At 66.4% G+C, this 25,651-nt stretch carries 26 protein-coding genes; 7 read left to right on the plus strand and 19 right to left on the minus strand.

Going from position 1 to position 25,651, the window contains the following annotated elements; genetic code table 11:
• The first annotated feature begins 19 nt into the window (after nucleotides 1-19).
• Together AmiPiv_RS10810 and AmiPiv_RS10815 are read left to right on the plus strand one after the other, a co-directional pair.
• A complete protein-coding gene (locus tag AmiPiv_RS10810) occupies nucleotides 20-991 on the plus strand; it encodes an ABC transporter ATP-binding protein (protein WP_340037732.1) in 972 nt (323 codons plus the stop codon).
• On the plus strand, nucleotides 988-1,449 hold the full coding sequence (locus AmiPiv_RS10815; protein WP_340037428.1) for a RidA family protein: 462 nt from the start codon (nucleotides 988-990) through the stop codon (nucleotides 1,447-1,449). The genes AmiPiv_RS10810 and AmiPiv_RS10815 overlap by 4 nt, the downstream gene beginning before the upstream one ends.
• Nucleotides 1,450-1,494: 45 nt before the next feature.
• On the opposite strand, the gene AmiPiv_RS10820 is transcribed toward AmiPiv_RS10815, so the two are convergent.
• Together AmiPiv_RS10820 and AmiPiv_RS10825 are read right to left on the minus strand one after the other, a co-directional pair.
• The gene (locus tag AmiPiv_RS10820; protein ID WP_340037429.1) at nucleotides 1,495-2,079 is read right to left on the minus strand and encodes a GDYXXLXY domain-containing protein; all 585 of its coding nucleotides are present in this window, start codon (nucleotides 2,077-2,079) and stop codon (nucleotides 1,495-1,497) included.
• Nucleotides 2,076-3,179 (minus strand): DUF2157 domain-containing protein, encoded by a 1,104-nt coding sequence (locus tag AmiPiv_RS10825; protein ID WP_340037431.1) that lies wholly within the window; start codon nucleotides 3,177-3,179, stop codon nucleotides 2,076-2,078. The genes AmiPiv_RS10820 and AmiPiv_RS10825 overlap by 4 nt, the downstream gene beginning before the upstream one ends.
• 224 nt (nucleotides 3,180-3,403) lie before the next feature.
• Here AmiPiv_RS10825 and AmiPiv_RS10830 point away from each other — a divergent pair, with 224 nt between their 5' ends.
• The gene (locus AmiPiv_RS10830) at nucleotides 3,404-3,544 is read left to right on the plus strand and encodes a DUF1127 domain-containing protein (protein WP_082496386.1); all 141 of its coding nucleotides are present in this window, start codon (nucleotides 3,404-3,406) and stop codon (nucleotides 3,542-3,544) included.
• A 51-nt stretch (nucleotides 3,545-3,595) separates the two neighbouring features.
• Nucleotides 3,596-3,736 (plus strand): DUF1127 domain-containing protein, encoded by a 141-nt coding sequence (locus AmiPiv_RS10835; RefSeq protein ID WP_018427695.1) that lies wholly within the window; start codon nucleotides 3,596-3,598, stop codon nucleotides 3,734-3,736.
• A gap of 617 nt (nucleotides 3,737-4,353) precedes the next feature.
• On the opposite strand, the gene AmiPiv_RS10840 is transcribed toward AmiPiv_RS10835, so the two are convergent.
• Nucleotides 4,354-4,959, minus strand: coding sequence for a hypothetical protein (locus AmiPiv_RS10840; RefSeq protein ID WP_340037436.1), 606 nt, complete (start codon nucleotides 4,957-4,959; stop codon nucleotides 4,354-4,356).
• A gap of 103 nt (nucleotides 4,960-5,062) precedes the next feature.
• Here AmiPiv_RS10840 and trmFO point away from each other — a divergent pair, with 103 nt between their 5' ends.
• Nucleotides 5,063-6,472: a methylenetetrahydrofolate--tRNA-(uracil(54)-C(5))-methyltransferase (FADH(2)-oxidizing) TrmFO gene (gene trmFO / locus AmiPiv_RS10845; RefSeq protein WP_340037437.1), complete on the plus strand. Its 1,410-nt coding sequence runs from the start codon at nucleotides 5,063-5,065 to the stop codon at nucleotides 6,470-6,472.
• A 5-nt stretch (nucleotides 6,473-6,477) separates the two neighbouring features.
• Nucleotides 6,478-6,999, plus strand: coding sequence for a GNAT family N-acetyltransferase (locus AmiPiv_RS10850; protein WP_340037438.1), 522 nt, complete (start codon nucleotides 6,478-6,480; stop codon nucleotides 6,997-6,999).
• A 35-nt stretch (nucleotides 7,000-7,034) separates the two neighbouring features.
• On the opposite strand, the gene AmiPiv_RS10855 is transcribed toward AmiPiv_RS10850, so the two are convergent.
• Genes AmiPiv_RS10855 through yajC form a run of 4 tightly spaced genes read right to left on the minus strand, consistent with a single transcriptional unit; the run spans nucleotide 7,035 to nucleotide 11,208 of the window.
• The gene (locus AmiPiv_RS10855; RefSeq protein ID WP_340037733.1) at nucleotides 7,035-7,835 is read right to left on the minus strand and encodes a phytoene/squalene synthase family protein; all 801 of its coding nucleotides are present in this window, start codon (nucleotides 7,833-7,835) and stop codon (nucleotides 7,035-7,037) included.
• A 25-nt stretch (nucleotides 7,836-7,860) separates the two neighbouring features.
• Nucleotides 7,861-8,250 (minus strand): Mth938-like domain-containing protein, encoded by a 390-nt coding sequence (locus tag AmiPiv_RS10860; protein WP_340037439.1) that lies wholly within the window; start codon nucleotides 8,248-8,250, stop codon nucleotides 7,861-7,863.
• Between the two features lie 6 nt (nucleotides 8,251-8,256).
• Entirely contained in the window at nucleotides 8,257-10,818 is a 2,562-nt protein-coding gene (secDF, locus tag AmiPiv_RS10865; protein WP_340037440.1) for a protein translocase subunit SecDF, read from the minus strand.
• 51 nt (nucleotides 10,819-10,869) lie between these two features.
• On the minus strand, nucleotides 10,870-11,208 hold the full coding sequence (gene yajC, locus AmiPiv_RS10870) for a preprotein translocase subunit YajC (protein WP_340037441.1): 339 nt from the start codon (nucleotides 11,206-11,208) through the stop codon (nucleotides 10,870-10,872).
• A 175-nt stretch (nucleotides 11,209-11,383) separates the two neighbouring features.
• On the opposite strand from yajC, the gene AmiPiv_RS10875 reads away from it, so the two are divergent.
• Nucleotides 11,384-12,256, plus strand: coding sequence for an ATP-binding protein (locus AmiPiv_RS10875; RefSeq protein ID WP_340037442.1), 873 nt, complete (start codon nucleotides 11,384-11,386; stop codon nucleotides 12,254-12,256).
• Between the two features lie 98 nt (nucleotides 12,257-12,354).
• On the opposite strand, the gene AmiPiv_RS10880 is transcribed toward AmiPiv_RS10875, so the two are convergent.
• The 12 genes from AmiPiv_RS10880 to AmiPiv_RS10935 form a co-directional block, all read right to left on the minus strand.
• Entirely contained in the window at nucleotides 12,355-13,677 is a 1,323-nt protein-coding gene (locus AmiPiv_RS10880) for a M23 family metallopeptidase (protein ID WP_340037443.1), read from the minus strand.
• Between the two features lie 162 nt (nucleotides 13,678-13,839).
• Nucleotides 13,840-14,493 (minus strand): protein-L-isoaspartate(D-aspartate) O-methyltransferase, encoded by a 654-nt coding sequence (locus tag AmiPiv_RS10885; protein ID WP_340037444.1) that lies wholly within the window; start codon nucleotides 14,491-14,493, stop codon nucleotides 13,840-13,842.
• Nucleotides 14,490-15,248, minus strand: coding sequence for a 5'/3'-nucleotidase SurE (gene surE / locus AmiPiv_RS10890; RefSeq protein ID WP_340037445.1), 759 nt, complete (start codon nucleotides 15,246-15,248; stop codon nucleotides 14,490-14,492). The genes AmiPiv_RS10885 and surE overlap by 4 nt, the downstream gene beginning before the upstream one ends.
• A gap of 1 nt (nucleotide 15,249) precedes the next feature.
• Nucleotides 15,250-16,575, minus strand: a complete 1,326-nt coding sequence (gene serS, locus AmiPiv_RS10895) for a serine--tRNA ligase (RefSeq protein WP_340037446.1) — start codon at nucleotides 16,573-16,575, stop codon at nucleotides 15,250-15,252.
• Between the two features lie 57 nt (nucleotides 16,576-16,632).
• Complete coding sequence (gene tatC, locus AmiPiv_RS10900) at nucleotides 16,633-17,520, minus strand: twin-arginine translocase subunit TatC (RefSeq protein WP_445206941.1); 888 nt, start codon at nucleotides 17,518-17,520, stop codon at nucleotides 16,633-16,635.
• Nucleotides 17,517-18,203 carry a Sec-independent protein translocase protein TatB gene (gene tatB, locus AmiPiv_RS10905; RefSeq protein ID WP_340037447.1) on the minus strand — a complete coding sequence of 229 codons (687 nt, stop codon included), beginning with the start codon at nucleotides 18,201-18,203 and terminating at the stop codon, nucleotides 17,517-17,519. The genes tatC and tatB overlap by 4 nt, the downstream gene beginning before the upstream one ends.
• A 32-nt stretch (nucleotides 18,204-18,235) precedes the next feature.
• Complete coding sequence (locus AmiPiv_RS10910; RefSeq protein WP_340037448.1) at nucleotides 18,236-18,454, minus strand: twin-arginine translocase TatA/TatE family subunit; 219 nt, start codon at nucleotides 18,452-18,454, stop codon at nucleotides 18,236-18,238.
• A 34-nt stretch (nucleotides 18,455-18,488) separates the two neighbouring features.
• Entirely contained in the window at nucleotides 18,489-19,595 is a 1,107-nt protein-coding gene (locus tag AmiPiv_RS10915) for an ABC transporter ATP-binding protein (protein ID WP_340037449.1), read from the minus strand.
• A gap of 38 nt (nucleotides 19,596-19,633) precedes the next feature.
• Nucleotides 19,634-20,368, minus strand: a complete 735-nt coding sequence (gene scpB / locus AmiPiv_RS10920) for an SMC-Scp complex subunit ScpB (RefSeq protein WP_340037450.1) — start codon at nucleotides 20,366-20,368, stop codon at nucleotides 19,634-19,636.
• Nucleotides 20,365-21,165: a segregation and condensation protein A gene (locus AmiPiv_RS10925; RefSeq protein WP_340037735.1), complete on the minus strand. Its 801-nt coding sequence runs from the start codon at nucleotides 21,163-21,165 to the stop codon at nucleotides 20,365-20,367. The genes scpB and AmiPiv_RS10925 overlap by 4 nt, the downstream gene beginning before the upstream one ends.
• 66 nt (nucleotides 21,166-21,231) lie before the next feature.
• On the minus strand, nucleotides 21,232-22,251 hold the full coding sequence (gene nagZ, locus AmiPiv_RS10930) for a beta-N-acetylhexosaminidase (protein WP_340037451.1): 1,020 nt from the start codon (nucleotides 22,249-22,251) through the stop codon (nucleotides 21,232-21,234).
• A gap of 112 nt (nucleotides 22,252-22,363) precedes the next feature.
• On the minus strand, nucleotides 22,364-25,603 hold the full coding sequence (locus AmiPiv_RS10935; protein ID WP_340037452.1) for an SPOR domain-containing protein: 3,240 nt from the start codon (nucleotides 25,601-25,603) through the stop codon (nucleotides 22,364-22,366).
• Between the last annotated feature and the right edge of the window lie 48 nt (nucleotides 25,604-25,651).

The raw sequence follows: 25,651 nt of genomic DNA on the forward strand, positions 1-25,651 counted from the left end.
CTCCGCCGGCGACGCCGAAATCCTGCTGTCGGTGCGCGGCCTGAGCAAGCAGTTCTCGACCGGCAGCGGCCCGGTCAAGGCGGTCGAGGACATCTCGTTCGATGTCCGGCGCGGCCAGATCGTCGGCATCGTCGGCGAATCCGGCTCGGGCAAGACCACCGCCGGACGCTGCCTGCTGCGGCTGGTCGAACCCTCGTCCGGCCAGGCCGTGTTCGACGGCGTCGACCTCTTCGGTCTTTCCGAGAAGGCGCTGCGCGCCTATCGCCGCCGTCTCCAGATCATCTTCCAGGACCCCTATTCCAGCCTCAACCCGCGCATGCGCGTGCGCGACATCATCGGCGAGGCGATCGACACACACGGGCTGGCGAAGGGCGCCGCCCGCCAGGCGAGGATCGACGAGCTTCTGACCCGCGTCGGCCTCTCGCCCGAGCACGGGCGGCGCTACCCCAACGAGTTCTCCGGCGGGCAACGCCAGCGCGTCGGCATCGCACGCGCGCTCGCGGTCGAACCGGAACTGATCATCGCCGACGAGCCGGTCTCGGCGCTCGACGTGTCGGTCCAGGCGCAGGTGCTGAATCTGATCCAGGAGCTGCAGCGCGAGCTCGGCCTGACCATGATCTTCATCTCCCACGACCTGACGGTGGTGGAGTACCTGTGCGACGAGATCGTGGTGCTCTATCTCGGGCGGATCATGGAACAGGGGCCGGCGCGCTCCGTCTACGCCAACCCGCGCCACCCCTACACGCGCGCCCTGCTGGCGACCGCTCCGGTGCCGGACCCCACCGTGCGGCGCGAGCGCGTCATTCTGCAGGGAGACATCCCGAGCCCGCTCAACCCGCCGTCAGGCTGCGTGTTCCGTACCCGCTGCCCGCACGCGGTCGCGGCCTGCGCCGAACTGGTGCCGGCGCGCGAAACGGTCGGCCCTGGCCACAGCGTCGCCTGCATCCGGCAGGCAGAACTCGCAGAACAGCAAACACCGCCGAGCCAATGACCCCATACGACCGACTCGCAGCACTCGGCCTGTCCCTGCCGCCGCCGCCCGCTCCCATCGCCACCTACGTGCCGTTCGTGCGCGAAGACAACATCCTCTATCTGTCGGGACAGGGACCGCGCCAGGCAGACGGCATGCTTCGCAGGGGCAAGGTGGGCGCCGAGATCGGCATCGAGCAGGCCTATGACGACGCACGCCTGACCGGGCTCAACCTGCTCGCGGTGATCCATTCGGCCATCGGCGACCTGTCAAGGGTCCGCCGCGTCGTCAAGCTGCTCGGCATGGTCAACGCGGTGCCGGACTTCGAAGCGCATCCCAAGGTCATCAACGGATGCTCGGACCTGCTGCTCGAGGTCTTCGGCGAGCGCGGGCGTCATGCCCGCTCGGCGGTCGGCTTCGGCTCGCTGCCGGACAACATCACCGTCGAGATCGAAGCGATCGTGGCCGTGGAGCCGTAAGGCGCCACAGCCAGTGCCGCCGGAACTGTGCGGTGGCCAGCTCGCTCAATATAGCGGTTCCTCGAACAGCATCGTGTCGCCGTCCATCAGCGCCTTGATCTGGCCGCTGCCGTCCTTGCCGACCGCCACCCTGATGCCGAAGCTGCGCACCCGCATGTCGCGCTCGATCGCCAGGCCCTCGCCTTCCGGCACGTAGAAGCGCTCGATGCCGTACTCCACGCCGATCTCGGAACCCGGCGCCAGGCTCCAGCCGTCGGAGATTTCGCCGCGAATATCGACCTCGTCGGCCGCCGCCGGCGTCAGCGCCGCACTGCCCAGCCAGGCGCTCGTCGCACGCCAGAAGCCATCGGCATCTTTCTTGAGGCGCACCACGATCGGCCCTTCCGCCGACGTTGTCTCGCCCTGAGGCAGGTTGGCGACCCTCTCGACCGGCAGGCGCGAGATGTCATAGCCGAGGCGCACGTAGTCGCCACGCAGGAGGTCGCGCGGATCGACCGGCTCGACCTTGAGCAGCACCTCCTGGCCGCTGCGCAGCAGGGCCGCCCTCCCGGCGATCATCCAGCCCAGGAAGCCGATCTGCGCCAGCGCGAGCACGATCGCCGCGACGATGCGCTTGTAGCGGGACATCATGCGGCTCCCCCTGCTGCCTGGGCCTTCATCCGCCGCTCTATGCGGATGATCGCATAGGCGAGACCGGCGAGAATTATTGCGGCTGCGAAGAAGAAGCCCGCCGTGCCCAGCATGCTGCCCACCGTGGCGACGTAGACGATCGCCAGTTCGAAGGCGAAACCGAGATAGGCGACCCAGCGCAAGGCCCGGCTCTCCCGACCCAGGAAGACGATGACCGCCGCGATCACGGCCAGCGCCACCGCCGCAGCGATGGCGAAACCGTCGTCATCGGCCAGGTCGAACTGCAGCAATGCCATCCCGGTCAGGAAGCCGATCAGCGCGTGCAGCGGCAGGCGCCCGCCCAGGCGGACGACGCTTTCGACAGGAGCCGCCGCCAGGGCCGATACCGCCAGCAGCGCGGCCGACACCAGCGCCAGCACTATTCCCACCGGCATCACGTCGTAGTTGATGCCCAGGAGCACCGCATAGAGAATGAGCGAGAGCAGGATCAGGTGCCGTGCCGCGCGGCTGTCGGTCCAGTAGGACAGCGCCCAGAGGACGGCCATGAACGCCGGAAACAGATGCGGGAAATCCGCGCGCCGGAACAGTTCGAAGCCTTTGCTGACCAGCCAGAAGTCGGCGATGCCGACCGCGGCGACCGTCAGTGCGTTGGAGCGCAGCGCCGCGGCTGCAACGCCCGTTCCGATGCACCAGGTGACGATGGCAGCCGCCTCGTCGCCGGAGAAATGATACATCTGCCCGATCAGCGCGATCGAGCCGCCAAAGGCAGCAGCGCCGATCAGCCAGAGCGCCTCGGCCAGGCCGCCATGGCCGCGCTGCTTGAGCACGGCGCCGCCGACATAGCCTGCAAGGATGAGGGCAAACAGCCCGCCGACCCTGGCCAGGCGCGGTATCGCCTCCCAATTGGCGGCGACGAGGATGAGAATGGCCGCCGCGAACAGAAGTGCTGCCATCACAGCCAGGATCGAACCGAAGTTGAGCCCGCTGCGCTCGTTGGCCTCGACGTCGCGGACCAGCGCATCGGCCGTGGCACGGTCGATGAGCCCTCCATCTGCCCAGCGGGCGATGTCCATCTTCACCTTGGTTGCATGGCTCGCCACGCGTCACCCTCCCCCATCATGCACTGCACGATCGGCCCAAGCCGTTGTCTAGTATGGCAAAAATTCGATTCGGCCACAATTGTGACCGAAGGGTGAATGCCGATTAATGTTGCAATGCACAAAACGCATTGCTGCCATGCGAGCATAGCGCTTCATTTTTAATCAGAGCGGACCTATCTACACCCCGTAAACACGAAGCGAAAAAAGACGAACGGGATACGAAGATGAACCTGATCCGCAATTACCGCAACTGGCGCCGCTATCGCGACACCGTGAGCGAGCTGAGCCGCCTGTCGAACCGTGAACTGACCGACCTGGGCATCACCCGCAGCGACATCCACTTCGTCGCGCGCAAAGCCATCTAACCGAAGTTGGTCTGCTGAGACCAACCTGTCCGAACCGAAAAGAGAACTAAAATGAACTTGCTCCGCACTTACCGCAACTGGCGTGCTTATCGCGAGACGGTGAACGAGCTTGGCCGCCTGTCGAACCGCCAGCTTGCCGATCTCGGCATCAATCGTGGCGAGATCCAGTCGATCGCCCGCCGCGCAATCTAATTCAGGCTTTCCGTCAACGCCGACCTCCTCCCCGGCCGTGACGGATCAGGTCAGCTTCTTCCTCCCGATGAGCTGACCACCTTAACACACCCGCCGGACCTCCTCCCCCGGCGGGTGTCGTTACCGGAAAGAGTTTCGCCCTCTTCGAACTGGCGAAAGAAATTCAGCCCGAGCCGACCTCCTCCCCGGCAAAGGCGAATAGGTCGGCTTACTCCTCCTCCCGAAGCCGACCACCCTAACGCACCCGCCGGATCCTCCTCCCCCGGCGGGTGCCGTTACCCAAAAGAGCTTCGCCCTCTTCGATCGGCGAAAGGAATTTCGCCCAGCCGACCTCCTCCCCGGCGAAGGCGAATAGGTCAGCCCCTTCCTCCTCCCTGAGGCTGACCACTCTTAACGCGCCCGCCGGTTCTCCTCCCTCCGGCGGGCGTCGTTACCCAAAGAGTTTCGCCCTCTTCGATCGGCGAAAGGAATTTCGCCCAGCCGACCTCCTCCCCGGCGAAGGCGAATAGGTCAGCCCCCTCCTCCTCCCAGAGGCTGACCACCAAAACGACGCCCGCCGGATTTCCTCCCCCGGCGGGCGTTGTCGTTTCCTGTCGTTTCCGCACTTGAAGCAATGGCTAGTTCAGCGCGCCGCTTTCCAGCACGCCGCGCTTCCTCCATTCGCCGAGCGGGAAGATGTCGGGCGCGCCGCCCATCGGGGCGTACCACGAATCCACCACCCACCTGGTTCCGTCCGACGCCCGGACCACCGCCGTCCAATGCGGATAGCGGCCGTCTAGAAGGAACCCGCGCGAGGTCCGGCGGTCCACCTTGTGGTGCTTGAGCAAGCCTCTGGCCTGCAGGTAGCGCAGCAGCGCATCGGTGTTGGTGGACTCGTCGACGCAGTCCATCTGCCCCCTGACCTTCGAGGCACCGAACTCCGACTTCGGCTGGTCGCTCACGCCGGTGACCTGCTGTGCCCTCTTTTCGAAGTAGCTAACCGCCCTGGCAATCGCGGCGCGCTCGGCCTTCGGCGAGGCCTTGCCCGCCGCCATGATCGACGTCAGCTTCCTGGCGTCGCCCTCTCCGAGATCGAGACGTGATCGAAAGGCGCAGCCATAGCCATGGCAGATGTCGATGCGACCGGAGGCAGAAGCGGCCAGGCCCGGCGAGAGACCAGCCCCATAGAGCGAGAGCGAAACCATGCCCGCCAGCAGCAGGCGACAGATCGAGCGCGTCGTCATCAGGCCATCTTAGTAGTCGTTCCTCGTCCACGGCAATCGGCTGAGTCTGCGCAATCCACCGCAATGATTGCATTCAACCGGCCAAGGGACTATCTCGGCGACCATGAGCGCAAAACCCATTCATATCGTCGGCGGCGGCCTCGCCGGATCGGAAGCAGCATGGCAGGCGGCGGAGGCCGGCGTGCCGGTCATCCTGCACGAGATGCGTCCCGTGCGCGGCACGGATGCCCACAAGACCGAGGGCCTCGCCGAACTCGTCTGCTCGAACTCGTTCCGCTCCGACGACGCTCAGACCAACGCTGTCGGGCTGCTGCATGCCGAAATGCGCCTCGCCGGCTCGCTGATCATGTCGTCGGGCGATGCCAACCAGGTCCCGGCGGGCGGTGCGCTTGCCGTCGATCGCGACTGCTTCTCCAACGCGGTGACCGCGCGCCTCGAGGCGCACCCGCTGATCACCATCGTGCGCGAGGAAGTCACCGGCCTGCCGCCGGCGGACTGGGACCAGGCGATCATCGCCACCGGCCCGCTCACGGCGCCCGCGCTTGCCGAGGCCATCGCCGCCGGCACGTCGTCGGACGCGCTCGCCTTCTTCGACGCGATTGCGCCGATCGTGCATTTCGAGTCCATCGACATGAACACCTGCTGGTTCCAGTCGCGCTACGACAAGGTCGGCCCCGGCGGCACCGGCAAGGACTACATCAACTGCCCGATGGACAAGGAGCAGTACGAGGCCTTCGTGCAGGCCCTGATGGACGGCCAGAAGACCGAGTTCAAGCAGTGGGAAGGCACGCCCTATTTCGACGGCTGCCTGCCGATCGAGGTGATGGCCGAGCGCGGACCCGAGACGCTGCGCCACGGCCCGATGAAGCCGATGGGACTCACCAACGAGCACAACCCGACAGTCAAGGCCTATGCCGTGGTCCAGCTGCGCCAGGACAATGCGCTGGGCACGCTCTACAACATGGTCGGCTTCCAGACCAAGCTGAAGCATGGCGAGCAGGTGCGCATCTTCCGCATGATTCCCGGCCTCGAGAACGCCGAGTTTGCCCGCCTCGGCGGCCTTCACCGCAACACTTACCTAAACTCGCCGACGCTGCTCGATCCGACGCTGCAGCTCAGGTCGCGGCCCGGGCTGCGCTTCGCCGGCCAGATCACCGGCTGCGAGGGCTATGTGGAGAGTGCCGCCATCGGCCTGCTCGCCGGCCGCTTTGCCGCGGCCGAACGGCTCGGCCGCCCGATGACGCCGCCGCCGGCAACGACCGCCTTCGGCGCCCTGCTCAACCACATCACCAGCGGGCACATCGTCTCCGACGACGAGCCGGGCAAGCGCTCGTTCCAGCCTATGAACGTCAATTTCGGCCTGTTCCCCGAAATCGAGGCGCCGAAGGTCGACGGCAAGCGCCTGCGCGGCAAGGAAAAGACGGTTGCCAAGAAGAAGGCCATGACCGGCCGCGCCCTTGCCGACTGCCGCGTCTGGCTGGGCCTCGCGACCGCGGCGCAGGCCGCGGAATAAGGGCGATGACGCCCCCTCCGGCAACGCCGCGGCTGATCCTGAGGGAGATGAAGCGCGGCGACGAGGCGGCGATCCTTGCGATATTCGCCGACGACTATGCGCGGCGCTTCTATCCCGAAATGACGGACGAAGCGGGCGCAACCGAGTGGATCGAGCGGAACCTCGCGCGCTACCAGCGGGACGGCTTCGGCCTCTGGGCCATGCTGGACCGTTCCAGCGGAACGCTGATCGGAGATTGCGGCGTGACGTGGCAGGACGTCGGCGGGTCGCGGACGCTCGAGATCGGCTATCATGTCGCGCCGGCATGGCGCGGCCGCGGCCTTGCTCTGGAAGCCGCACGAGCGGCCATGGCATTCGGCTTCTACGTCACCGACGAAGCTGAGATCGGGTCGATCGTGGCACCCGACAATACTTCTTCTGCGAGCGTGGCCCGAAGGCTGCACCGGGACGTGCGCACCTATGTGAACGCGCGCGGGCTTGGTCGGTACTTCTTCTTCACCAGGCGCGAAGAGTACCAACCCGATTGAACCTGCACGGGCGCGATGCCCTGTCGCCGACCCGGTCAGCGCCAGCCGCGCGACGCTATCCGCAACATCAGCAGGTGCTTGCGCAGCGAGGACATGCCGTCCTTGCCGCGCTGCAGCCGGTCGAGATAGGCGCCGGTGAGCGCCAGCGGCAGGAACGCCGGGCGAAGCGAAGCGGGCATTGCTCCGGCCTGCCGCGCGAAGGCGCCGAGATGCTCGCGCGCCAGGGCGATCATCGCCTGGACAACCAGGGCCGACCGCTGGCTCTCGCCGTCGGCCACGAACTCCTCCGCCGTCATGCCCGCCGCTGCAAGGATGTCCCGCGGCACATAGCATTGACCCCGCGCGCGATGCATGGGCAGCAGCCGCAGCAGGCCGGTGATCGCCTGGGCGCAGCCGGCGTGGCCGGCCAGTTCGGCATGGCTGGCCGCCTCGGGCGCGTCCAGAACCAGCGCCGCAAGCTGGATGAGCGCCGAGGCCGTCTCGCCGCAATAGCCTTCCAGATCGGTCCGCGACGGCATCGGGTCGTCGTAGAGGTCGAAGATGCGGGCTTCGAGGTAGTTGTCGAAGGCGGCTGTGGGCAGCCGGTACGCGGCGATCGCGGCCAGCAGCGCCTCGGCCACCGGATGTCCGGCGCCGGCCCGGGGGTCACCCGAGGCGATGACGTCGCGCCACCATTGCAGGCGTATCTCGCCCGGCATCGGCTCGCTGACGCGGTCGCGTATGCCGGCGATTTCGGCATTGAAGGCATAGAGGGCGAAGAGCGCGTCGCGCCTGTCGTCGGGAGCGTAGAGGGCAGACAGATAGCGGTCGCGGTCCTGACCGCGGACCAGCTCCATCACCGCTGCGGCATTCGCGCCCACTTCAGTCGACGGCGATGAACGCCGCCGCGACCGCGCGGTCTTCGGCGAGCAGCACGTTGTAGGTACGTACCGCTGCGCCGGTCGACATCGGATCGGCGGAGATCCTGGCCTCCTTGAGGGCGGCGCGCAGATCGGCCGGCAGCGGCCTCAGCTCCCTGCCGGTTCCGACGAGCAGGATTTCCACCTTGTCGGCTTCGGCGAGAAGCTTTGCGAAATCAGCCGGCGTCAGCGCCAGCGGATCGGCCGGCTCCCAGCCATAGATGCCGGACGGCAGGCAGAGGATCGAGCCGCGGTGCGACATCTCCGCGAAGCGGAACCCGCCGTCGCCATAGGCGTCGACGGGGGCCCTTCCGGGAAAGTGCGCCTCTCGCATGACCAGGCCTGCCGCCATTGCCTTTTACGACTTCGTCGGCTGGACGTTGGTCGGCACGGCCGGCTTGTCCTTCTCGTCGGCCTCGAAGGTCTCGGGCCGCAGCCTGAACAGGATCAGCAGCGGTCCGGCCACGAAGATCGACGAATAGGTGCCGACCAGGATGCCGAAGATCATCGACAGCGTGAACGACTGGATGACTTCGCCACCGAACAGGTAGAGCGAAATCAGCGCCAGCAGTGTCGTCACGCCGGTCAGCACCGTACGCGACAGCGTCTGGTTCATCGACAGGTCGAGCAGTTGCTCGATCGGCATCTTCTTGTACTTGCGAAGGTTCTCGCGGACGCGGTCGTAGACCACCACCGTGTCGTTGATCGAGTAGCCGACGATGGTCAGGATCGCCGCGATACTGGTCAGGTTGAACTCGATGCCGGTGATGACATAGAGGCCAACCATCATGGTCACGTCGTGCACGGTGGCGATGATCGCGCCGAGGCCGAACTGCCACTCGAAGCGGAACCAGATGTAGATCAGCATCGCGAGCATGGATGTCAGCACGCCGAGCGTGCCGTACCAGGCGAGCTCGCTGGAAACCGTCGGCCCGACCGACTCGACGCGGCGGAAGTCGTAGTCGTTGGCCAGCTCGCCACGCACCTTCTCGACCACGCTCTGCTCGGCGTTGTCGCCGGCCTTCTGGCCCTCGACGCGGATCAGCAGATTCTGGTCGGAACCGAACTGCTGCACCTGCACGTCGCCAAGGTTGAGTTCGCTGAGCCGTGAGCGAACGTCGCCTGAATCGGCGGTCCCCTGCTTGGCCTGCACCTCGATGCTGGTGCCGCCGCGGAAGTCGATGCCGTAGTTCATCTCGACCGAGAAGAACAGCGTCATGGCGGCAAGCGAAGCCAGCGCCGACAGCGTGAAGGCATAGCGCCGCCAGGCCATGAACGGGAACCTGGTGTTGTCTGGAACCAGGCGCACCAGGCCCTTCGGCAGTTCCTTGGGCTTCATGCGGCGGAGCCAGATGGCAACCAGCCAGCGGGTGAGCGTGAAGGCGGTGAAGACCGTCGTCACGATACCGATCGCCAGCGTCACGGCGAAGCCGCGCACCGGACCAGAACCCAGATAGAACAGGATGATGGCGGCGATGAAGGTCGTGAAGTTGGCGTCAACGATCGTCGCAAGCGCGCGGGCAAAGCCCGAATCCAGCGATTGCACGAGCGATCGGCCCAATTGTCGCTCTTCGCGCACGCGCTCGTAGATGATGACGTTGGAGTCCACCGCCATGCCGACCGTCAGCACGATGCCGGCGATGCCTGGCATGGTCAGCGTCGCGCCGAGGATCGACAGGGTCGCGATGATCAGCGCCACGTTCGCGGCCAGCGCGATGTTGGCGATGATGCCGAGCGTGCCGTAGGCGACGAGCATGAACGACACCACCAGAATGCCGGCGATGATCGAGGCGAACTTGCCGGCGGCGATCGAGTCGGCGCCGAGGCTCGGGCCGACGGTGCGCTCCTCGACGATTGTCAGGTCGGCCGGCAGCGCGCCGGCGCGCAGCAGCACGGCAAGGTCGTTGGCGCTCTGGGCGGTGAAGCTTCCCGAGATCTGGCCGGTGCCGCCCAAGATGGGCTCGCGGATCTGCGGTGCCGAAATCACCTGGTTGTCGAGGATGATGGCAAACAGGCGGCCGACGCCCTGCTGTGTGGCCTGGCCGAAGCGCGCGGCGCCCTTGGCGTCGAAGCGGAAGGAGACGACGGCCTCGCTCGTGCGCTGGTCGAAGGTGGCCTGGGCATCGACGAGGTTCTCACCCGAAACGATCACCCGGTTCTCGATGAGATAGGGAACGGGCGGATCGTCCTGCGAGTACATGACCGTCGAACCGGCCGGCGGGCGGCCCTGCAGGGCCTGCTCCACCGACATCGTCTGGTCGACCATCTGGAAGGTCAGCTTGGCGGTCTTGCCGAGGATGTCCTTGAGGCGCTGCGGATCCTGCAGGCCGGGGACCTGGACGAGGATGCGGTCCGCGCCCGCGCGCTGGATGATCGGCTCGTTCGTGCCGAGCTCGTTGACGCGGCGGCCGACGACTTCGATCGACTGTGTTACGGCGTTGCTGACGCGATAGTCAATGCCATCCTCGGTGAGCGTGAAGCGCATCACGCCAGGCTCCGGCTCCTCGAGCGACAGCTCGGCTAGCGTGCCGCCGCCGAAGATTCCGGCCGAAACGGGCTGCGTCAGCGCCGCGAGCGCCTTCTTTGCAGCCTCGAGTTCGTTCGCGTCACTGATGCGAACCTGGACCGTCTTGCCGGTGCCCGTGAGCCCGGTATAGCCGATCTTGGCGTCGCGCAGCAGCGTGCGGATGTCGTCACGCGTCGCCTGCAGGCGTTCGTCGATCAGGTCCTGCCGATCGATCGCGAGCAGGATATGGGAGCCGCCCTGGAGGTCGAGGCCAAGCGTCATGGGGCGCTTGGGAAGCCAGCCGGGAAGTGAATCGAGCTGCGACTGGGTCAGCATGTTCGGGATGGAGAAGAGCACCCCGAGGAGCACGACGGCCCAGATCGCGATTGTCTTCCAGCGCGAGAAATAGAGCATTTGGCCTCGTCCGTTAAGGCGTGAAAGCGGTGCGTTCCGCCTTGAATACGGTTATTTCTTGGCGTTCTGGTTGGCGATCGGCTCGCCCTTGACCCGAACGTCGGAAATGGTGGCCCGCAGCGCGGTCACCTTGACGCCGTTGCCCAGATCGACCTCGAGTTCGTTGTCGTCGATCACCTTCGTCACCTTGCCGACGAAGCCGCCGCCGGTCACGACCGTATCGCCGCGACGGATGGCCGAGAGCATCTCGCCGCGCTTCTTCAGCTGGGTACGCTGCGGGCGGATGATGAGAAAATACATGATCACGAAGATCAGCACAAACGGCAGAATGCTGACGAATACGTCGGGCGTGACCCCCGTGGCCTGTGCGTATGCCGGCGTGACGAACATGAATGTCTCCTGAGAAGTGACGGGAAGCCGCAAATCCGGCCCCGGGAAATGTGCGCGGAATATAGTCGCTAAAGCCACCAATGCAACTGCACATGGTCCCGGGAGCGCCGCTTTTCCCTGCAATCCGAGCATGGTAAAGCGGCACCGCAATCGAATGCCGCAAGGGAAGTGTGCAATGGACAAGACGATCGAAGCGCTCAACGACAAACTCGACCGTCTCGTCGCCGCGGTGGCGCGACTTGCCCCGCCGGCAGCGCCCGAAACGGACCTGGACTCTGCCGATTGCTTCGTTTGGGCTGCCGATCCCGGCTATCTCGAGCCCGTGCACCGAGTAAACCGCGTCGACATCGGCCTGATCAGGGGCGTCGACCGCGTCCGCGACATCCTCGTCGACAACACCGAACGCTTCGCCGCCGGCCTGCCGGCCAACAACGTTCTGTTGTGGGGCGCGCGCGGTATGGGCAAATCGTCGCTGGTCAAGGCGGCGCATGCCACCATCAACGCCGGAGGCCGAACTGCCTCGCCGCTCAAGCTCGTCGAGATTCATCGCGAGGACATCGACACGCTTCCCAAGCTGATGAACCTGCTCAAGGCGGCACGACATCGCTTCATCCTGTTTTGCGACGACCTTTCGTTCGACCACGACGACACGTCCTACAAGTCGCTCAAGGCGGCGCTCGAAGGCGGCGTCGAGGGCCGGCCGGCCAACGTCATCTTCTATGCCACCTCCAACCGGCGCCACCTCTTGCCCCGCGACATGATCGAAAACGAGCGATCGACCGCCATCAATCCGTCCGAGGCGGTGGAGGAAAAGGTGTCGCTGTCCGACCGCTTCGGCCTGTGGCTCGGCTTCCACAAGTGCTCGCAGGACGAGTATCTCGAAATGATCGGCGGCTACGCGCAATATCACGGCCTGGACATCGACGCCGAGGCCCTGCGTGCCGACGCACTCGAATGGGCGACGACGCGCGGCAGCCGTTCGGGTCGCGTCGCCTGGCAGTTCATCCAGGACCTGGCCGGCCGCCTGGGCAAGCCGCTGAAGGACTGAATGCGAACGCCCGCCCCTTGCGGGACGGGCGTCGATGGCCGGAATTTCCTGGAGCCGCTCGAGCCGGGGCTTCGATACCCGGCCTCGGTCGAGGCGGCTTATTCGAGATAGGTCGTCGGATCGACCGGAGCGGAGTTCTTGCGCACCTCGAAATGCAGCTTGGGGGCGCTCGCGTTGCCGGTCATGCCCGACAGCGCGATCTCGTCGCCACGCTTGACCTTCTGCCCGCGCTGCACCTTGAGCTCGCTGGCGTTGCCGTAGACGGTGACCAGCCCGTTCTCGTGGCGCACCAGGACGGTGTTGCCGAACTCCTTGAGGCCGTCGCCGGCATAGATGACGACGCCGTTCTCGGCCGCCTTGACCGGCGTGCCTTCCGGAACGGAGATGTCGATGCCGTCGCCATCCTTGCCGCCGCCCTTGCCGTAGTTGGACACGACACGGCCACGAACCGGCCAGCGCATGCGCGAGATGCCGGTGGCGCTGGGCGCCGCATCGGTGGATTCCTCGGCCTGCTGGGCCAGCTTGTCGCTCTTCGGCGGCGTGTAGGCCACAACCGTCGGCTGTTCGGTGACCGCGGGCTTGGCAGCGGCGACAGCCGGCTTGGCCGGCGCCGGCGTGCTGGTCACCACCGGATCGACCGCCGCAGGCGCAGCCTTGGCGACCTGGGTCGTGGCATTCGCGGCGGGCACCTTCAGCGTCTGGCCGATGCGGATGCGCCCGTCGGTCAGGCCGTTGGCCTCCTTGAGGGCTGCCGTGGTCACGCCGAGCTTCATTGCAATCCGGTTGAGCGAATCGCCTTCGGCCACCGTGTAGCCGCCGGCACCCGCCGAACCGGAACTCTTGCCGGTCGAGGCGTCGAGCTTGGCAACCGTATTGCCTTCCTTGGTCTTCGGCTGCTGCGGCAGTACCGCCACCTTGTCGGTCGACAGCGGCTGCTGATTGTTCGGCAGCGGCTTCTTGGTCGCCTGCCCCGGGACCTTGAGGACGTTCTGTTCGGCCTGGGCGAGCTTTGGCTGCGCCGGCTGGCTGACGGCGGCCGTCGCGGTGCGGTCCATGGCGGGAGCGAGCGCGGGAGCCTGGGCCGTTCTCGTCGCGGGGGCGAGCGCCGGGGCCGGGGCCGGAGCCGCGGCTACCGGTGCCGGCAGCGGCTGCGAGGAAACCGGCTGCAGGCTGCTGCGGCCGACCGAACCGCTGTTGCTGGCCACGAGCGGAGCCGCCTGGGTGTCGCCGGGATAGGGCTGCGGCTGCTGGTTGATGATCTCACGCTGGTTCGAGGTCGAGGCGGTGAACAAGTCATCGACGCCACTGCCACCAAATCGCGCAACACTGGAACTGCAACCGGCTGCGACACCAGCCAAGAGCAGAACGGCGCCATTGCGCGCCAGAGAGCGTCCATTCGCCTTCAAGATTTTGAAACGCATCGCTACGACCCGCGCTTTACCCGATACCAACTAGGCATGATTAAAGCGCGTTAATGTTACCGGTCGGTTAAGCGAAACAAATAAACGCTCGGCATTTTACGCTTCGGCAGGGCTGGCGACAGCGACTGGGAACTGGTGCCGAAAAACCTCGCAGCGCGCAGGTCAGATGACGGCGGCCACGCCCTTTGCCAGCGGCTGCAGGCGCACGACGCCAAGGTCCTCGCGCTCGAAGCGGCTGCCGATCTTGGTGAGCTTGCAGACCACCTGCTCGCCCTCCTCGGGACCGATCGGCGCAATCATGATGCCGCCGCTGGAGAGCTGGTCGACGAACATGCGCGGATAGCTGTCGAAGGCGGCCCACACCACGATGCGGTCGAACGGCCCCTCGCCCGGCAAGCCGGCGGATCCGTCCGCCTGCCGCACCATGGCATTGGTGATGCCGAGCGCCTCGAATCGCTGGCGCGCCTGCTCGGCCAGGGTCTTGAAGCGGTCGACGGTGATGACGCGGGCAGCCAGGCGCGCCATGACCGCGGCGGTGTAGCCCGAGCCCGTGCCCACCTCCAGCACCCGGTCGCCGGCCTCGATGTTCAGGGCCGAAATGATCGCCGCCTGGATGTCGGCGCCTTCGATCGCCTCGCCGCACTCGATCGGCAGCATGCGGTCCGACCAGGCGAGGTGGTGAAACTGGCCGCCGACGAATTCGCGCCGCGGCGTCGCCTCGAAGGCGGCGATCAGGCTCTTCGGAACGACGCCGCGCCCGCGCAGGCGGAGGAGAAAGGCGGCAAAGCCTTCACGGTCGTCCGACACGATGTTCATGCGATTGCCTTGGCCAGTTGGTCGCGCAGTTCGTGGGCGGTCATGTCGAGCTTCAGCGGCGTGACCGAAATCTGCTTGTTGCGCACGGCGTGCAGGTCCGTTCCCGGCTTCACCTCCGGCTCGTCGCGGCCGAAGCGCAGCCAGTAATAGGGCAGGCTGCGGCCGTCGCGGCGCTCCTCGACCCAAATGCCGTAGGAGAGCTTGCCCTGGCTGGCGACGACGGGACCCGTCACCTCCTCAGGCGGGCAATTGGGGAAGTTGACGTTGAGCAGCACGCCGATCGGCAGTTCGGTGGCGATCAGCTTCCTGAGCAGCGCCGGTGCAAGCGCCTCGGCGGTCTCGTAGGGCACGATCCGCTCTTCGTTCTCGTAGACATAAGCCTGGCTCAGCGCGATCGAACGGATGCCGATCAGCGCGCCTTCCATGGCGCCCGCCACGGTGCCCGAATAGGTGACATCGTCGGCGACGTTGAGGCCCGAATTGATCCCGGACAGGATCAGGTCCGGGGGCTCGGGAAGGATCCGGCGCGCGCCCATGATGACGCAGTCGGTCGGCGTGCCGTTCACCGCATAGTGCTTGTCGCTGATCTTGCGCAGCCTGAGCGGCTCCGAGATCGACAGCGAATGCGCATAGCCGGACTGGTCGGTCTCGGGCGCCACCACCCACACGTCGTCCGACAATTGCCGGGCGATGCGCTCGAGGACGGCAAGGCCCTCGGCGTGGATGCCGTCGTCGTTGGTCAGCAGAATGCGCATGTCAGTTCTTTTCGATCTTGGCCAGGCCACCCATGTAGGGCCGCAGCACTTCAGGAATCGTTACGCTGCCGTCCTCGTTCTGGTAGTTCTCCAGCACGGCGATCAGCGCACGGCCGACGGCCACGCCCGAACCGTTGAGGGTGTGGACGAAGCGCGTGCCCTTCCCCTGCCCTGAGCCTGTCGAAGGGTCCGCGGGCCGGTAGCGGGCATCCATGCGGCGGGCCTGGAAGTCGCCGCAGACCGAGCAGGACGAAATCTCGCGATAGGTGTTCTGCCCGGGCAACCAGACCTCGATGTCGTGCGTCTTGCGCGCGCCGAAGCCCATGTCGCCGGTGCACAGCACCACGGTGCGGAACGGCAAGCCGAGACGCTTCAGCACCTCTTCGGCGCAGGCCGTCATGCGTTCATGCTCGGCCAGCGAGCTTTCCGCGTCGGTGATGGAAACCAGCTCGACCTTGTAGAACTGGTGCTGGCGCAGCATGCCGCGCGTGTCGCGGCCGGCAGATCCCGCCTCCGAGCGGAAGCAGGGCGTCAGCGCGGTCAGCCGCAGCGGCAGCCTGTCGTTGTCGAGGATCTCCTCGCGCACCAGGTTGGTCAGCGGCACCTCCGCGGTGGGGATCAGTCCCAGGCGGGCGTCGCCGTGCGGGGTGAAGAACAGGTCCTCCTCGAACTTCGGCAGCTGGTTGGTGCCGAATAGCACCTCGTCGCGCACCAGGAGCGGCGGCTGCACCTCGGTGTAGCCGTGTTCGGTGGTGTGCAGGTCGAGCATGAATTGGCCAAGTGCGCGTTCGAGGCGCGCGAGTTGGCCCTTCAGCACGGTGAAGCGCGAGCCGGAGAGCTTTGCGGCGCGCTCGAAATCCATCAGGCCGAGCGCCTCGCCGATCTCGAAGTGCTCCTTCACCCAGTTCGGGCGCGGCAGAACCTTGCCGACCTTGCGCAGCTCGACATTGTCGTTCTCGTCCCTGCCGACGGGAACCTCAGCGAGCGGCATGTTGGGAATGACCGCCAGCGCATCGTCGAGCGCCTTGTCGAGCTCGCGCTCGCGGCCTTCGCCATCCTGGATGAAGCCCTTGATCTCGGCCACTTCGGCCTTGAGCGTCTCGGCCAGGGCGGAATCACCATTGCGCATCGCATTGCCGATTTCCTTCGACGCGGCGTTGCGGCGCTCCTGGGCCTCCTGCAGGCTGGACACGTGCGCGCGGCGCGCCTCGTCCTTCGCGATCAGGTCGTCGACCGTCGACCGTGCCGCCTCCGCCGATTGTCCGCGCTTGGCCAGCGCCTCGACAAGAGCTTCAGGGTTCTCGCGAATCCATTTGATATCAAGCATTTAAAAAGGTTCCGGTCGCGGTGGTTATCGAAACGACCGCGACGGCGGATCAGGCTGTCAGCTGGCTTTGGTGCCGCTGCCTGTGCCTTCGAGGGAAGTCGATGCTGCATGCGTCTGCTCGGCGGGGGTGTCGTCCTCGCTCTGCGTTTCGCCTGCCAGGCGCTCCTGCTCGCGCTTCCTTTCGATCATCCGGGCGGTCCAGATGGAAATCTCGTAAAGAAGGATCGTGGGAAGGGCAAGGCCGATCTGGCTGACGGGATCGGGCGGCGTGAGCACTGCCGCCACCACGAAGGCGATCACGATCGCCCATTTGCGCTTCTCTGCCAGGCCCCGCGAGCTCACCAGACCGACACGCGCCATCAGCGTGGTCACCACCGGCAGCTGGAACACCAGGCCGAAGGAGAAGATCAGCGTCATGATGAGGCTGAGATATTCCGACACCTTGGGCAGGAGCGAGATCTGGACCTCGCCGTCTCCTCCCGCCTGCTGCATGGCGAGGAAGAACCACATCACCATGGGCGTGAAGAAGAAATAGACCAGCGCCCCGCCCATCAGGAACAGGATCGGCGATGCGATGAGGAACGGCAGGAAGGCGGAGCGCTCGGTCTTGTACAGGCCCGGCGCCACGAACTTGTAGATCTGCGAGGCGATCAGCGGGAAAGCGATCACCAGGCCGCCGAACATGGCGAGCTTGATCTGGGTGAAGAAGAATTCCTGCGGCGCAGTGTAGATCAGCTCGACCTTCTGCGGATCGAGCCCGGCCCACTGCGTCGCCCACTTGAACGGGATGACCAGCAGGTTGAACAGCTGCTTGGCGAAGAAGAAGCAGACCAGGAAGGCCACGAAGAAGCTGCCGATCGACCACATCAGCCGAGTCCTGAGTTCTATCAGGTGCTCGATCAGCGGAGCCGATGACTTGTCGATCTCGTCGTCTTCGGCGCTCACGTGGATTTTCCTGCCTTGGTCGTCTTTTTGGGCGCGGCCTTGGCCGGCTCGGTCTTCGGCTCGCCAGTGGCCTTTGCCGCACTGGTTTTCGGCGCGACCGTCTTGGCGGCGGCGGTGCCGGTCTTGGCCGTGGAAGCGGGCTTTGCCTCAGCCCTTGGCTTGGCTGCCGCCTTCGGCTTGGCCGTTTCGGCTGCAGCCGGCGTAGCAATTGCTGGCGCCGGGGTCGACCGGGTCTCCGCTGCCGGGAACACCGGCGGCGACGTCGGCATCGCCTCCGGACCGGCGACGCCCGGCATCGCGGTAGCACCTGCCTTGAGCGGCTCGGCCGGCTGGGCAGCCGCATCCGCCGCCGCAGCTTCAGCGATCTCCGCCGGTGTCGGCTTCATCGCCGAATCGAAGCCGCTGCGGATGTCGGCCGCGGCCTTTTCGAACGGATTGAGCTGCTTGCGGATTTCACTCGCAGGGTTGAGGCCCCTGATCTCGTCGACCGACTTCTTGAGGTCGTCGAGTTCCGCCTCTTTCAGGGCCTCATTGAACTGCCGCTGGAAGTCGCCCGCCATGGAGCGCGCCTTGGCCGTCATGCGCCCGACGGTTCGGAGCATGCGCGGCAAATCCTTCGGCCCGACGACCACGATCATGACGATCGCGATCACCAGCATTTCGGTCCAGCCGATTTCAAACATGGCGATGCGGTCCGGCTAACGGCGGAATGGGCTCAGCTCTTGCTGGCCTTTTCCTTGCCCGGGTTCACGGTCTCGTCGGCGCGGTGTTCGACCGTCTTGGTGTCGTCGGAATCGTCTTCCGACATGCCCTTCTTGAAGCTCTTGATGCCCTTTGCCATGTCGCCCATCAGCTCGGGAATCTTGCCGCGGCCGAACAGCAGCAGCACGACGACCAGCACGATCAGCCAGTGCCAGATTGAAAAGGAACCCATTGAACTCTCTCTCGAACTGTTTCCTGGGATTGATCTAGGCTTTTTCGCCGCCGGTTTCAAACACTAGAACGTCGGCTTTCCGCAACGAAAGCCAAATATCTCGCGCCTTGGCGGACAAAGCGCCGCAGCGGATGCGGGCCCGCACCGGAGTCTCGGCCCCAGACACCGCCAGTTCCAGCAATTCCACCACGCCGAGATAGCGCCGGGTGATGATCCGGGCCTGGGTTTCGCCGGTCGTTTCACTGACATCGATGCCGTTGAGCCGCACCGCAACCTGTACGTCGGTGCCGTCGGCGATGCTGGTCTCGACCTCACCGATAGGCGTATCCGCATAGCCATCGACTACGCGCGCCGGAAATACGTTGAGTTCCGAGAAGAAGCCGGCGACGAACAGGTTCTCCGGGCGAAGATAGAGGTCTTCCGCCCTGCCCGTCTGCACCAGGCGGCCATCCTTGAGCAGCGCGATGCGGTCGCCCATACGCATCGCCTCTTCGGCATCGTGGGTGACGACGATGGCCGTGGCGCGGCTTTCGCGCAGGATGGCGAGCGTTTCGGCCCGCACCGAATCCTTGAGACGCGAATCGAGGCCGGAGAACGGCTCATCCATGAGCAGGACAGCCGGTCTCGGGGCCAGCGCCCGTGCAAGTGCCACGCGCTGCTGCTCGCCGCCCGACAGCGCATGCGGATAATTGTCGGCATAGTGCTCCAGCCCGACGCGCGACAGTGCGATCAACGCCTCGCGCCTGCCTTCCTCGCGCGACAGCGCCGTCAGCCCGAAGCGGACATTGTCGACGATGGTCAGATGCGGGAACAGCGCGAAATCCTGGAACACCAGGCCGATCGAACGTTGTTCCGGCGGCAGGAACACGGACGGACCGGCGATCTCCTTGCCATTGAGCAGCACCCTGCCCGAGCTCTGCGCCTCTATGCCGGCTGCGATCCTGAGCAGCGTCGTCTTGCCCGAGCCGGAGGGGCCGAGCAGGCAAAGCACCTCGCCCGGTTCGGCGGCAAGGCTCACGTCGCGCAGCGTCTCGGCCCCGTTGGCGAAGGAATGGCGGATGTTCTCGAACGCCAGACGCGCGGCAAAGGTCACGCCCGCCGTCACGCGGGCCGCCGTCGTCTGGGCTTTGTTGCTCGTCACAGGATGAACCTCCGGGGCCGGTTCCTCACCGGCGCCGGTCAATCATCTGTGGCCCGAGGTGTCAACAGGCCAAGCTCCTCGAGATCGATGTCCGTCAGCGGATCCTCGTCCTCGGCAAGCTGGTCCGGGTCGGCCGGCGGCAGCGGCACGGAGAAGCCGGGCGGCATGCGCGTCGACAGCAGCCCCGCCCCCTTCAGCTCCTCGATGCCCGGCAGGTCGCGTATCTCCTCGAGGCCGAAATGGTCGAGGAACTTTTCCGTCGTGCCGTAGGTCACGGGCCGGCCCGGCGTCTTGCGACGGCCGCGCATACGTACCCATTCCGTCTCCATCAGCGTGTCGAGCGTGCCCTTGGAGGTCTCGACGCCACGGATGTCCTCGATCTCGGCGCGCGTCACCGGCTGGTGGTAGGCGATCACCGAAAGCACCTCGAGCGCCGCACGCGACAGCTTCTTCTGCTGCACGGTGTCGCGGCTCATCAGGAAGGCGAGATCGCCGGCGGTGCGGAACGCCCAGGCGTCGGCGACGCGGATAAGGTTGACGCCGCGCCGCTCGTAGATGCGCTGCAGTTCCGCCATGGCGGCGGGCACGTCCACACCTTCGGGCAGGCGCTGCACGAGCTGGCGTTCGCTCACCGGCTCGGCGCTGGCAAAGACGATGGCTTCGGCCATACGGACGGCTTCGGCCAGATGCAGCCGGGCCGCTGGGTTGATCTCGATGGCCTTGCCGTCCTCATCCTCGACGGAGAACGGAACGACGTTCGATCCTTCGGTCATGACGCACCTTCGGTCTTGCGGGCGTTCTGGCGGTCACGCAGGTAGATCGGCGCGAAAGGTTCGTGCTGCCGGATCTCGATATGTCCCTCGCGCACCATCTCGAGGCTCGCGGCAAAGGAACTCGCGATCGCCGTTGGCCGCTGCTCGGGGTTGGTCGTGTAGCGGATCAGGAAATGATCGAGCGAAGTCCAGTCGCTGAACTGACCGATCAGCCGGGTCAGTATCTCGCGCGCCTGCTTGAGCGACCACACCCCGCGCTTGGCGATCTGCACGTTGGTGATCGCCTGGCGCTGCCGCTGTCCGGCGTAGGCGCTCAAGAGGTCATAGAGCGAGGCCGAGTATTCGTTGCGCTTGTCGATGATGACCATCTCGGGCGCGCCGCGCGCGAAGACGTCGCGGCCGAGCCGATTGCGGTTGACGAGCCGGGCAGCCGCATCGCGCATCGCCTCGAGGCGCTTCAGCCGGAACTGCAGCACCGCCGCGAGTTCCTCGCCGCTTTCGCCCTCTTCGCCCGGCTGCTTGGGGATCAGGAGCTTCGACTTGAGAAAGGCGAGCCAGGCGGCCATGACCAGGTAGTCGGCGGCGAGTTCGAGCCGCAGCGCCCGCGCCTGGGAGACGAAGTCGAGGTACTGCTCCACCAGCGCGAGGATCGAGATGCGCGAGAGGTCGACCCTCTGGCTGCGGGCGAGATGCAGGAGCAGGTCGAGCGGCCCTTCGAAGCCGGCGACGTCGACGACCAGCGAAGGGTCGTCCGTCGTCCGGTCCTCGTCGGCGTTTTCCGCCCACAGGCGGTCCATCGGTGCTGGCTTTGCAGCCTTGCTTTCCAATGCTTCCGCCAAGATCCGCGCCTTCTGCTTGAGAGGCTATGCAACTGCCTCGAAATAGTGACCGAATTCTGCCCTGATCGATGCTTCGTCGTGGCCGTCGCCAGCCGTGATCGCCTTCAGCGCCGCTTCGGCGCGTTCCAGCGACTTGCCGACCAGCGGAAGGGCCCGCGAGGCGATCCCCTCCATCTCCTCTATCACCCCGTTGCAGTGAAGGACGAGATCGACGCCTGCTGCAAGGATCGCCGCCGACTTTGACGGGAAATCCCCAGAAAGTGCCTTCATCGAGGTATCGTCGCTGACCAGAAGCCCGTCGAAGCCGATCTCGCCGCGCACGATCTCCTCGACCACCTTGCGCGAGGTCGTCGCCGGCGCGTCGGGATCGACGGCACTATAGATGACGTGCGCGGTCATGGCGATCGGCAGGTGACTGAGCGCCTTGAACGGCGCGAAGTCGTGGGCGCGCAGTTCGTCGAGCGGCGTATGAACGGTGGGCAGCTCGAAATGGGTGTCGGCGGTCGCCCGGCCATGGCCCGGAACATGCTTCATGACCGGCAGCACCCCGCCGGCCAGCAGGCCTTCGGCGGCGGCAAGGCCGAGGGCCGCGACAACTGCCGGATCGCGGTCATAGGCGCGCGCGCCGATGACGTCGCTCGCCCCTTCCACGGGTACGTCGAGCACCGGCAGGCAGTCTGCGGTGATGCCGTAGCGGCTCAGATCGAAGGCATGCAGCCGGGCATGCAGCCACGTCGCCCTCAGGCCCGCCGCGCGGTCGCTCCGGTAGAGCGCGCCGAGCGCCCCGCCAGCCGGATAGTTCGGCGCCAGCGGCGGTCGCAGGCGCTGTACCCGGCCGCCCTCCTGGTCGATGAACACCGGCGCATCCGGACGCCCGACGCTGTCGCGCATCTCAGCCACCAGGTCCCGGATCTGCTCCGGCTCCTTGACGTTGCGGGCAAACAGGATGAACCCCCAGGGCCGTTCGCGCCGGTAGAGCGCGACTTCTTCGGGAGTAAGCGAAAGGCCTGCACAGCCCAGGATCATCGATTTTGATTCGGTCATGTCGGGAAGCTTAGCGCCTTTTGCCCAGGGATAGAATCGCGCCGGATCGTGGCCCGGAAATGAAAACGGCGCAGCAGAGCCGCGCCGTTCCTGGTCGATATGCCCGCGGGCCTTACTTCGAGACGAAGCAGTTGCCGCCGGCCGCCTTGTAGCTTTCGCACAGCGCCACCGCGTCGTTGCGGGTGCCGGCCGGCACGCGGACGCGCCAGAAGGTGCCCTTGCCGGCGATCTCGGCCTTGACGATGCTGACCTCGCGGCCGTTGAGCACGCCGTTGTAGCGGCGCAGCAGGTCCTGGTAGGTCGACTTGGCCGCCTCTTCGCTCGGCTGCGAGGCGATCTGCATGGCCCAGGCGCCAGCCGCGGCAGTGGCGGGCGCGGCAGGCGCGAGCGCCGCCACCTGGTCAGGCTTGACTTCGCCGACCACATTGACCGGCTGCTCGGACGGGCGCTGCGGCGCGATCGGGGCGCTGGCAGGCGTTTCGGCGGACTGCGCCGGCTTTGCCGGGGCCACCGGCGCGAGTGCCGGCTTGGCGGTGGCCGACGGAACGGTACCCGTCGCCTCGGCGCCCGGCTCGGCAACGCGCTGCGGTGCCGGATCGGCCGGTTCGGCGGCCGCCACCTGCGGCGCCGGAGCCGGGTCTTCGCGGGGGACGAGCGAGCCATCAGGCCTCACCACCATGGTGCGCACCTTCCGCGGCGCAACCGCGGCGGTCTCGTCGTCCGACACCGGCTGATCGGCCTCGATCGCCTGCTGAACGCGGTCCTCGGACTTCGGAGCGGCGGCCTGCTCTCCGCCTGCCGCGACATTGTCGTTGGCACGCGCCTCGGCTTCCTGCGCCACGACGTCGATCGGCTCTTCCGTGTTGGCCACGAGCTTCTCTTGCGTCGGCGTGGCGGTCGCGCTTCCGCCCGCGACGCGGTCATAAACCTTGTTGTCCTGGTTGGGGACAATCGCGCCGCCCGGGTTTTCGGGCCTGACCTTCATCGGGCCGTCATCGGCCTTGAGCACGACCGGGGTGTCGGCACCGTCGCTGCCGCCGAACGACAGGGCGAGCGCGCCGATTCCGCCGACGACGGCGACCGCGCCAACAATGGCTGCGATCATCAGGCCGCGACGGGCGGGACGGGCCGGAGCCGGCGAACCGGGCAGGTCGGAGGCTGCCATGGCCTCGTCGAAATCCGGATCGAAGGCGAACTCGTCATGCGATGCCCCGGACTGCGCCTGCGGTGCGGTGCGCGCGTCGTGGCCGGCGAAGTGGTCGCCGCCCCTTGCGAAGGACCGGTCGCTGCCGGCATAGGCTGCGGCGGCCGAGGCAATGGCGCCGGCCGCTGCCGCGGCAGGAAATTCGGCCGGCCGCGCAGGTGTCGCCTCGCGCAGCGCCTGGCGGTCGAAGCCGGCTGCGTAAGGGTTCGACGCATAGTTGGACGACGCCGGGACCGGCGCCGGCTCGGCTGCCTGCATCTCGTTCATCAGGCTGGAGAACTCGCCCTCCAGATCGTCGTAGGCGGAAGCCGGCGGCGTCTCGTCCTCGAACGTCAGTTCGGGAATGTCCAGGTCGTCGGCGAGCGCGATCGCCTTCTCGGGAACGTCGACAGTCTCGATGTCGGGCGCGTCGTCCACCGCCGAAACGGCAGCGAACAGTTCCGCCTCGAGGTCGTCCTGCATGTCGTCGGTCGCCTCGACCTCCGGCTCGTAGGCCGGAACCTCGGCGCGCGGCGCCTGGTAGCTGGCCACAACAGGAGCGGCGACCGCCGCGGCGACGGGCTGCGGAACTGCTAGCTGGGGCCGGTAGCCAGAGTAGTCCGGCATCGGCGACGAACGCGGCGCGACCGGCGTGCCAAGACCCCAACTGCGGGCATGCTCGTAGCGCGACGCCGCAAGGGGACGGTCCGGCGCGGGCTGGACCGGCGCTGCTGCCGGCTCGACCGGTGCGGCCGCCTCGGCCTCGCTGCTGCGTTCGAACGCCAGATCGAAGGCCTCGTCGTCGAAGCTCACTTCATCATCGGCCTGCCTGTCGTAGGTCGGCTCGGCATAGGCCGGTTCCGCATAGGTCGACTCGGCATAGACGGGCTCGTCTGCCGCCGAAGCCACGGCATAATCGGCCTCGACCGGCTGCGACTCGATTTCGGCCGGCTGTGCCGGTGCCCACAGCGACTTGGAATGGGCAGGCGCGTCCGCCGGCATCACCGGCTCGGCCGCCGGGCGAAGCGGCACGACGACGGGATTGGACAGAGCCTTGGCCTGGCTGCTCATGGTGCCGAGCAATGCGTTGAGTTCGTCCTCGAGGCTGTCTTCCGTGCGCGCCGGCGGCGACACCGGCTCGACCTGCTGCACAGCGACCGGTTCGTAGGCCGAAGCGGCGACAACCGGCGCCTCGTAGGCAGGCTCGTCGGTCAGGGCATCCTGCAGCCGACGCTCGAACTCGTCATAGTCCTGCGCCTGCGCGACGGGAGCCGCCGCAGGCGTTTCCACGACCATGTCCTCGTCCGAATAAGCAACCGTCTCGACCGGCTCGTAGCCGCCGAGAGTCATCTCCGTTTCATCCGCGGGCGCATAGCCGGCCTCGTCCTTGTCGGCGGATGCATGGGCCGCGTCGCCGTGGACCGCAAAATCCATGTCGACATCGGCCAGGGCGGCATCGAAAGCAACGTCGAGATCGGGCTCGGCCGGGGCCTCGTACACGGGGGCAGCAGCCTCCTCGGCCGGCAGCAACTCGTCCTCGATCGTGAAATGCTGTTCGAAGGATTCATCCAGTGCGTCGTCGAACGCCTGACCGGCTTCCGCTGTCGACGCGACATGCTGTTCACGGTCGACCTGCGGCGCAGCCTGATATCTGGGCGCCTCGACCAACTCGTCCTCGAGCGCAAAGCCCTCGTCGAACGAGGCGGCCACCGCGTCGTCGAACGCACCATCGGCCTCGAATTCAGGCTCCGGGGCTCGCCCGTAGGCTGGCTCCTGGGCAGAATAGGCCTGGGCGGAATAGGGCTCGTATTCGGACTCTGAGGCAAACTGCGGCGCCGCCGGCTCCTCGTAGGGCGAGTGCACGTCGGCAGCCTCATAGGCGGCAGGCGCCTCGTAGGCCACATGCGTTTCGTAGCCCGCGGCCGCCTCGCGTTCGGGCGCAGCCGCCAGGTCCTCGCCGGCCAATTTGCCGAGCAGTTCCTTTTCCAGGTCGATGCCGAAATCGTCGTCCATCGCCGGCTCCGCGCGTCCCGCGGGCGCGCCGGAATCCTGGCGCACCACCGGCTGGCGTGGGTCGAAGCCCATGATCCGCGTCAGTTCAGCGAAGGGATCCTCGTCGGCAAGATCATTCTTGTTGTCGGCGATCTTCAGCTGGGTTCTGTCTGCCATTAGTTTTCCCGAACTCGCACTTTTCGGACATCCGAAGACATCGCGTAA

This window comes from Aminobacter sp. Piv2-1 (assembly GCF_037625995.1).
Classification (GTDB): Bacteria; Pseudomonadota; Alphaproteobacteria; order Rhizobiales; family Rhizobiaceae; genus Aminobacter.